Origin of the sequence: Neobacillus muris (assembly GCF_943193175.1) — a bacterium.
GTDB classification, from domain to species: domain Bacteria; phylum Bacillota; class Bacilli; order Bacillales; family Cytobacillaceae; genus Neobacillus; species Neobacillus muris.
Map to the genome: position 1 here is coordinate 18,563 of NZ_CALPDF010000056.1, position 9,290 is coordinate 27,852.

At 43.1% G+C, this 9,290-nt stretch carries 4 protein-coding genes; 2 read left to right on the forward strand and 2 right to left on the reverse strand.

Features of this window, described 5'->3' with window-relative positions:
• Nucleotides 1-410 precede the first annotated feature (410 nt).
• Nucleotides 411-1,166 carry a DeoR/GlpR family DNA-binding transcription regulator gene (locus NFS43_RS22440; protein ID WP_251555145.1) on the forward strand — a complete coding sequence of 252 codons (756 nt, stop codon included), beginning with the start codon at nt 411-413 and terminating at the stop codon, nt 1,164-1,166.
• Between the two features lie 51 nt (nt 1,167-1,217).
• Here the strand turns inward: NFS43_RS22440 and NFS43_RS22445 are convergent, their stop codons facing one another.
• Both NFS43_RS22445 and NFS43_RS22450 read right to left on the reverse strand, forming a co-directional pair.
• A complete protein-coding gene (locus NFS43_RS22445) occupies nt 1,218-2,534 on the reverse strand; it encodes a glycoside hydrolase family 28 protein (RefSeq protein WP_251555146.1) in 1,317 nt (438 codons plus the stop codon).
• Between the two features lie 906 nt (nt 2,535-3,440).
• Nucleotides 3,441-4,559 (reverse strand): DUF6688 domain-containing protein, encoded by a 1,119-nt coding sequence (locus NFS43_RS22450; RefSeq protein WP_251555147.1) that lies wholly within the window; start codon nt 4,557-4,559, stop codon nt 3,441-3,443.
• Between the two features lie 437 nt (nt 4,560-4,996).
• Between NFS43_RS22450 and NFS43_RS22455 the strand changes: the two genes are divergently transcribed.
• Nucleotides 4,997-9,001, forward strand: coding sequence for a cadherin-like beta sandwich domain-containing protein (locus NFS43_RS22455; RefSeq protein WP_251555148.1), 4,005 nt, complete (start codon nt 4,997-4,999; stop codon nt 8,999-9,001).
• Nucleotides 9,002-9,290: the final 289 nt, after the last annotated feature.

Consider the following 9,290-nt stretch of genomic DNA (forward strand, 5'->3'; position numbering starts at 1 on the left):
ATCACGAATGTTGTCTTTCCCCTCCAGCACCTCTTCCCTATAATTCTAGTTGGCATGAACAGGGTTCGGCGCGTTTTTCGGTCTAACAGCATCACAGGAATCAAACTCTGCTCATTTTTTTCAAAATTATCATCATGAATTTCATTCTATACGATGATGATTTTTCTTTGTTTCAAATTACTTACAACAACATCATAAGACATGTAACCGGTTAAATCAAGCTAAATCCACATTACATCCTTTGATTTTGTTGTTTTATGTTGATTTTTCCTAAATTCGACACATTTTCGTTTTTTCTATGTGGCTTTCGTTAGTTCTTTTGAATAATACTAAATTTATCTGTTTTTTTTTGTTATAATATTAAAATAATAGTGTGAAGTCGGTTAATACCTATAAGGGGGTACTAGATTTTGTTAGGCATTGAGAGGCGGCAAATCATCACGTCCATTTTACAAAAAAATAAGAGGGTACTGGTATCAGATTTAAAAAACCAGTTTCATGTTACAGAAGAAACCATCCGCAGAGATTTGGAAAAGCTGGAAAGGGAAGGAACACTAACACGCACTTATGGCGGTGCAGTCATCAATGAACAAACCAATCTGGATTTGCCATTCAACGAAAGAATCGATAGGAATTTACATATCAAACAAGTCATTGCCCAAAAAGCCATCCATTATATCAGCGATAACGATTCTCTCTTTATCGATTCCAGTTCCACTAGCTTTGAATTGGTGAAATTGCTGAGTTTAAAAACAAATGTAACCGTTATCACGAACTCTGTGAAAATATTAAACGAAAACCCCGGTCATGCCATAGGGATTATTTCCACCGGCGGTGAATTGGTACCGCATTCATTATCATTAGTGGGTTCCATTTCCATGGAGACGACTAAAAAATATAACCCAGATTTCGCCATCATAAGCTGCAATGGTCTCCATATGCAAAAAGGCATCATGGACTCAAATGAGCCTGATGCCGAATTAAAAAAGCTCATGATCCAACAGGCCAGCAAAACGATGCTGCTCGTTGACCATACTAAATTTGATAACATCACTTTTATCAGCTTCCTGGAATTTCAACAAATTGATTACTTGGTCACCGACATCAAACCAAGTGACCATTGGATCAAATTTCTCCATCAGCACAATATTACAGTGATTTACTGATTTTCATAAGGACGGGTCTCGCGGCTTTTGCCGCAGGGACCGCCCCAGCACCTATCGATTATCATAGGAATCATTTTCTTCTTCCCTCGCACCGGAAATCGACACGGTCACATCATCAAACCGGATTCCTTTTGAGTAATTGATGACACCGTATTCTTTGCATGAGAGATTCATATTTTTAAAGGTAAGTCCCTCAATCGGCGCATCCGGAAAGCCTTCAATATGAAATGCCCGGCTGATGCCGTCATATCCCGTTTCATTATAAGCCTTGACATTTTGAATGGTAATATTGCTGACAGCGGTCTTGGGAACGCTATCAGATACAGGTTCGGTCAATGTCTTCCAGTGCTTTGGAATTTCCCCTGTATAATCTTTTGGCAGTTCACAGTAGCTATAGGCTGGATTCCAGTTCAAATACAAATGGAATAGGTATTTCACATTGACCATTTCCAGTCCGTCTACCGATACATTTTTAATATAACCGCTTCTGGTTGCGGCGGATTTAATGCGAAAACCGCAGTCTGTTCCATGATAACGCAAATTCTTTAACGTAATATCATAAACACCGCCAGAAACTTCACTCCCGATGGTGACGCCAAACCCAGATAAAATCTCGCAATTTTGTACCGTGATATCATGGCATGGGCGGTTCACCCGCAACCCGTCCCAATCCCTTCCGGACTTAATGCAGATGCTGTCATCGTTGCAGGAAGTGAGGCAATTTTCCACCAGGACATGCTGGCAGGAGTCAATGTCAATGCCATCAGTGCTTGGACTGTGCAGATCGCCTGATGCTATTTTAATCCCATCTATATGGATGTGGCTGCTGTAGCAGACATGAACATTCCAGAAACCAGACCGTGTGGAGGTAAAATCTTTTAAGGTAATATGGGATGACTCCATGACGACTACATTGCGGACGCGCATGCAGTCGTAGTCACAGGCCCAGCGAAGTCCTTTTGCATCATACTCCTTTCGCATACCGCCCTTCATGTCATCGCCCCAATATTTGTTCCACCAGTACTCCCCCTGGCCATTTATCGTACCATTGCCGCTGATGGTCACACCCGTCTGGCCATTGCAGTTCAAAATGCCCGGATACCAATCCATCTCAATGCCGGCCACACGGGTAGGGATGATCGGATAGCAGGATTCATCCGTGGTCCCCAGCAGGACGGCCCCCTCTTCAAAATGAAATTCCATGTTGCTTTTCAAAAATAACGAGGCTGTCAGATAAGTGCCTTTTTCCAGAACCAAGATACCCCCTGCAAGCGCTGTCTCATCGATCAGCTCTTGAAGTTCTTTGGTAACGAGCCTATTTCCAGTGCGATCAATCTGTCTCTCTGATGATTTATAAATCTGTCTCATGTAAATATACATCCTTTTCAAGTTTAATTTGATGCCGTCACTTTGCTACCATACTCCTTATATAAAAAAATACCACATTATCAAGGACTGAAATGTGGCAAAATTATATATCTTCCTTTTTGTGGGTTAGGGGCGGCTCAATCCACAAAAACAAGGTTAAGGGATAAACGCATTATTATCTCAAGTAGGACATTAATGAATAAGCCATGCTGATGGCAGCGAAAATATTGGGAACTGCTGCCATCAAGGCAAGAGAGGATCTACATTCATCATTGTTGTCAAATTATCGTTTTAGTGTGTTTTCTTTGGTTCTACGTGACCCTGCTTCTTCTTTTTCTTTGTTTACGGTCACGTAGGACTCTTCTACGTGACCCTGCTTCCTCTTTTTCCTTGTTTACGGTCACGTAGGACCCTTCTACGTGACCCAAACTTCTCTTTTTCTTTGTTTTCGGTCACGTAGGACTCTTCTACGTGACCCTGCTTCCTCTTTTTCCTTGTTTACGGTCACGTAGGACTCTTCTACGTGACCCTGCTTCCTCTTTTTCCTTGTTTACGGTCACGTAGGACCCTTCTACGTGACCCAAACTTCTCTTTATCTTTGTTTTCGGTCACGTAGGACTCTTCTACGTGACCCAAACTTCTCTTTTTCTTTGTTTACGGTCACGTAGGACCCTTCTACGTGACCCTGCTTCCTCTTTTTCTTTGTTTTCGGTCACGTAGGACCCTTCTACGTGACCCAAACTTCTCTTTTTCTTTGTTTTCGGTCACGTAGGACTCTTCTACGTGACCCAAACTTCTCTTTATCTTTGTTTTCAGTCACGTAGGACCTTACTACGTAATATCGGGACGGTTCATGCTTCCTTTTATTTGGAAGTATTTTTAGGCGCTTTAGACCGTCCCCGCGCTTCACTTTCGCAGCTCACTATATTGGACATTGATCCGGTTTTCTGGTTTGCGGTCGACGGTATATAGCACGATCAGGAAGAACCATTCCAATGGTTTCATAATCAGGTAGACCAGATCCGCGGACCATTTGGAATGGATGTGCCGGCTAAGCGGGTAGCCATATTGGTCATAAAAGCCGCGAATCGCTTTATGTAAGTTAGGTGTGTATTCCTCGAGAATATTTTCAAAAGCATTGGCAATCAGCAATTGGCGGTTGACGACAATTCTTGATCCCCTTCGGATCCCTGCCCGGATTGGCTTCACGAGTTTGCGATGCCCCGCTGCTGACACCGTACAAAGATAATGGCCGTCCCCCTCAACGACCTCCGGGGGCGGTGCCGGAATCCTGGAATAATGAAACGAACTCGTATCAAGGAACACGCGGATAAAGCTGTCAGGCCGCTGTCCGAACAGAACCAATACTAATTGAATGAGGATCAGGGCTGGAAAAAGAAAAATCGCCCATACTCGGGACATCCTTTGATAGTTGAAGGAGACCTTGGACAGAAAACGCAAAACTGGATGGTGATAATCTTCCTCTGATTCCCCCATCTTTTCAAGGAATCGGTTGAGCGATTCTTTTAACCGGGCCATATAGAGGAAAATCAATGACAAAAAGCTAACCTGCAAGAGCGTGACGGAAAAGCCATCTCCATCATGGGTGAAAACGATATGCGTCAGATAGATGAAGGCAAATAAGATATTCAAAATCAGCACTGTGCTGCCTGCGGCAAATAGGATCGGCGAAAGCCCCTCCTGCGAGCTGACCAGCCAAAAGCAAAACATGCCCAAAATGAATAATACGATCAATGACCAAACATGCTCATTGGCAAGTGAGGCATATCCATTGGCTTTGTGCCCGTTCATGGAGAAAATCAGCAATTGTTCGCCTGCCTTCAAGGCTAGGCTATTAATAAAAAAGCCTATCAGCACTAAGCAAAGAATGACGAAAGAATAAACGCCATCGATGACCCTGGTTTTTACCGAGCTAAGGTTCTTCCCCGCAAAACTCTGAACCATTCGAATCAAGGCATAGGCTGGAATAGACACAAACATAAGCACCAGTAACAAGACAACCAAATTGAATCCCTCCCAATAAGTAACCACCACATTTCATGCCGGTAATCGAATCCTTATACATAGATTTTCTTGGTATATGTAAATAATAGTGCATAGATTGTCTAGGTACAACCTGTTTTTCAAAAATTTTTCCGTCAAGGAGAAAAGTGCGGGCACCTCTCCTTGCGACGGCGTATGCGTTTTCCGCTTTACTTCAGTACAAATCGCCGCGATTGTTCTATCTTCCTGCAATTCTCCCAAATTCAACCAAATAAGTAATTCAAATCTACTAAAAAAATAAAGAAATTTTGTAAAAATCTGTCGTATTATAGGGCAGGTTCATTTATAATAACTTGAACAGGTTTATAGTAAAAAATAAATCTAACTTTTTATAAGGGAGAAAGCTTCATTAAAAAAAAAACACGAGGTGTCGAAATGTACAGGGGAAAAGAACACATATGAAAAAGTCATTACATTTATTCCTAATCCTATCCATGATTTTAGCCACTCTGCCAATCTTACCTGGCACTAATAGCGCCAAGGCGGAGGCTCCTTCTATTAACTTTAGTAACGAAATTCAAGTAATCTCTGCAAACATGGGTTCACGTAAAACCGTTGCTATTGGCCGCGATTCCAATGGAGCTTTGAACATCGCTGGTCAAGCTAGTCCCAACTATCAAGTTGGAAGTTTAAGAAATATCGGAGGAAACGCTTCTTACACTGCCCAGACCCAGCTTCCAAAGGAGACTTCCGAGTTCTACGGGACCACGTTCGCTGACCTCGATAATGACGGATACCAGGATTTAATTACAGCAGGGCCCAATGGTGCTCCTGCAAGTCCGAATAACATCTATCGATGGAATGCAGGAACCAATCAATATGACCGGCTTGGATCGGCCAATGATTTATTTAACAAAGCCTTTTATGGAATAGGGGCTTTAGCAGGAGATTTCACCAATGACGGAAAACAAGATATCCTTTGGATTGGCACATCAAGTGTATTTGTGGGTGTTAACAACAGTACACCTGGAACCATCCAATTTTCCGGCCTAAAAGAAACCGGCCCCCTCTTCTCTAGCGGGTTTAATAATACTAACAATGCAATCGGTGATTTCAATCATGATGGAAACCTTGATTTTATCACTTCTAACAACAAAATCGGCGGACTTTATAATATCGGCTATGGAAAAGGAGACGGGACCTTCTCACTGGAGACGGCTCCATTAAACTCCGATCTGTTTCAAGGAGCGGCCATTACAGTGGCTGACTTCAATAATGATCAAAAGGATGATTTTCTATTAGTTCGAAATGATTGGGCAAATGGAAAAGGCGAATTATGGCTGTTCCTTCGAAATAGCTCAAATACTGGATTTGATAAAACAAAAATAAAAGAAGTCGATTACGTTTATAACCAGGAAGTAAAAGCCGCAGACCTTAACTCAGATGGGTTGACTGACTTTGTCATCACCTCAGAGGTGGGCGGCAGGAACATCGATATCCACCTTAACCAAGGGGGAGGAAGCTTCCATACGGCACCTGATTATACAAAATCCAGTCCAAATGGAATCAATCAACTATTCCTGACAGACATCAATCAGGATGGAAGAACGGATATTCTTGCCTACTATACAACTGGTTTCAAATATTATCTGCAGGATGATCTGCCGACTGCCTCTCCAGTCCTAAACGGACCAGCGATAGTGGGCGGAACCCTATCAGCAGCATCCGGTTACTTTGATGCTAACCAAGATGCTGAGGATGGAACACAGTATGCATTTTACCGGTATGATCGTGATGGAATCAGCCATGAAACGTTAATCCAGCCGCTTTCAAGCAGCAATACCTACACGGTAAAGCCATCAGATATCGGCAGTGTGATTAGAGCTTATGTCGTGCCGAAAAATAAAAACGGCACCGGACAGGCGGCATTTAGTAACGCAACGAGCGTTGTGCCATCCAATAATGCCAATTTAGCGAACTTAACACTAAGCAGCGGTACGTTATCGCAGCCATTCTCACCAAATCAGACAGTCTATAGTGCTTCTGTCAGCCATGAAGTAGACAGCCTAGAAGTCACTGCTGCCCTGGCAGATCCAAATGCAACCCTTACGATCAATGGGGCTTCGGCCACTGCGGGAGCACCAAGCTACCCAATCCAGCTGGCTGTCGGCCAAAATAACATCACCGTTGTCGTAACCGCACAGGACGGAAATACAAAAATGTACTCCATTTTTGTTTATCGCATGCTGTCTAATAACGCAGATTTAGCGGATTTAAGCGTATCTCCTGGTACATTGAATCCAGCATTCCGCCCAACTATTACGAATTACAGCATGAAGGTGAAAAATGATGTCACCAATATCGATTTGACCGCTGTTCTTGCAGATACCAATGGAACACTGACCTTGAATGGCGCACCGCTGACTTCAAGCCAGGCGAAAAAGGTTTCGTTAGAAATCGGCGCTAACCCTTTTACCATTGTGACCTTGGCAGAAGACCGTACGACACAAAAATTTTATAGTGTCGTTGTCAGCCGAAACAGGATCCCGGCCCTAACCAACCAAGCGTTTCAGGTGGATGAAAATGCAGCGGCTGACACATTAGCAGGAACCATCATCGGAAATGACAGTGATGGTGATTCCTTATCCTATTCGATTACAGCAGGGAATGACGAGGGAATCTTCATGCTAAATCGGGAGAATGGGCAGCTATCCGTTGTAAAAGGACAACAGCTGGATTACGAAACGAAAAAGAGCTACCAACTAACGATCGCTGCTAATGATGGATATGATACAAATACTGCAACGATTACGGTCCATTTGAATAATCTGAATGACAACGTTCCGGTTGGAACAGGCTTTACCGCTGCCATCGATGAAAATACAGCCAATGAGACAAAAATCGGGAAAGTAAGTTCTGTCGACCGTGATGAAGATAGTACCGTTTCGTTCCATATTACAGGCGGCAACGAAGCGAACGCCTTCGCTATCGACGAAAACACAGGAGAAATACGTGTTGTGGACGAAACCAAATTAGATTACGAAAAGACCAGAAGCTTTACCTTAACGGTAGAGGTGAGCGACGGTGCCAATCAGGCCTATTCCACTGTGACTATTTATCTCAACAATGTGAATGATCATGCCCCTGTGGGAGAAGATATCTCGGCAATCCTAGCTGAAAATGCTGCCGTGAATACCGTAGTGGGCGTTATGGGCGCTACCGATGTGGATGGAGATGCTATCACCTATGAAATAACAGCAGGCAATGATGGTGAGGTCTTTAAGATTGATCGAAATAATGGAACAATTACCGTGAATAAATCAGCCATTATGAATACCAAAACAAAGCCAAGTTATCAATTAACGATTCAAGCTAGTGATGGCAAGTTCACTGAATTACTCACAGCCTCCATCCAGTTATTGTCTAATGATGCCGCACTTAGTGATCTAAAAATGAGTGAGGGAACCATGACTCCTCTATTTGATCCAGAAACATTCGACTATCATGTCAGTGTGGGCAGCAACACGGATTCAATCAAACTGGCTCCCTTCGTGAATGAAGAGAATGCCACCGTAACCGTGAATGGCGAGCTCGTCCAAAGCGGAAAAGATTCAAGTGACATTCGCTTAAATGAGGAAAATACAAACATTACCGTGACGGTTACGGCGCAAACCGGAAGCACCCAAACCTACACCATTACGGTGAAACGATTAAAACCAGTGGTGACAACTACACCGCAAATAGAAGGCCAAACAGCCACGATCCCGGATGATCAAGTACAGTCGCTTGATGAAAATGGCCAGTTGATTATCGATGTAAAAGACAGCGCCACTGATGTAAATGAGGTCCAGCTGACGAAAGAGCAGCTTGAATTGTTAAAGGAAAGAAATGCGTCGCTTACTATCGTAAAAAATGATGTCCAGCTGACCATTCCACTTGTCAATTTTGATAAAAACGGAAGCTTGCTCATCACCCTAGAAAAAGTAGACAAGGATCCAATCGCGCTGCCGGCAGCTAATTTATCAGCCCATTCCATTTATGACTTTACTATCAAGCTGGATGGAAAAATTATCAGCACGTTTGATCATAAAATCGAAATTACTTTTCCAATTGCTGAATCAGCTTATGAGCATCCAGAAGAATTGAAGGTCTATTATTGGAATGAGACGAACAAGCAATGGGAACTAGTTGGCGGAGAGTATAAGGATGGCAAGCTGACCGTCTATACAAGCCATTTTAGTACGTTTGCCGTCTTTCATCCTGACCAATTAGCAGCGGATGAATCTTTAAATCAAGAGGCAGCGAAAGAAAATGACAAAGGCGACAGTGACCAAAAAACGCCAGGTCAGTTGCCTCATACTGCTACCAACCAATATAATTGGTTATTCATTGGAGCATTCCTATTCATTGCTGGACTTGTTCTGTTTTATCGCAGAAGATGGAATAGAGCTTCAGAAAAATAAGCAAGAAACAGTTCTTTGCGGAGCTGTCTGATAAGTTCTTAAAATAAAGCAGGTGGAGAAAAATCAGTCTTTTTTCTCAGCCTGCTTTTGTTTTTTCTGGCCAGTTTTTGCGTGAACAATCAGGAGACAGTTGGAGTTTGGGGCTCATTGGGAGGGTCCAAGCGGTCTTTGTCTTCAATAGTGGTGATTGAAGACAGTTTCGCTACTCTCCTTAGCTGGTTTTGTCCTCAATGGCTGTGTTTGAAGACAGTTTCGCTGCTCTCCTTAGCTGGTTTTGTCCTCAATGGCT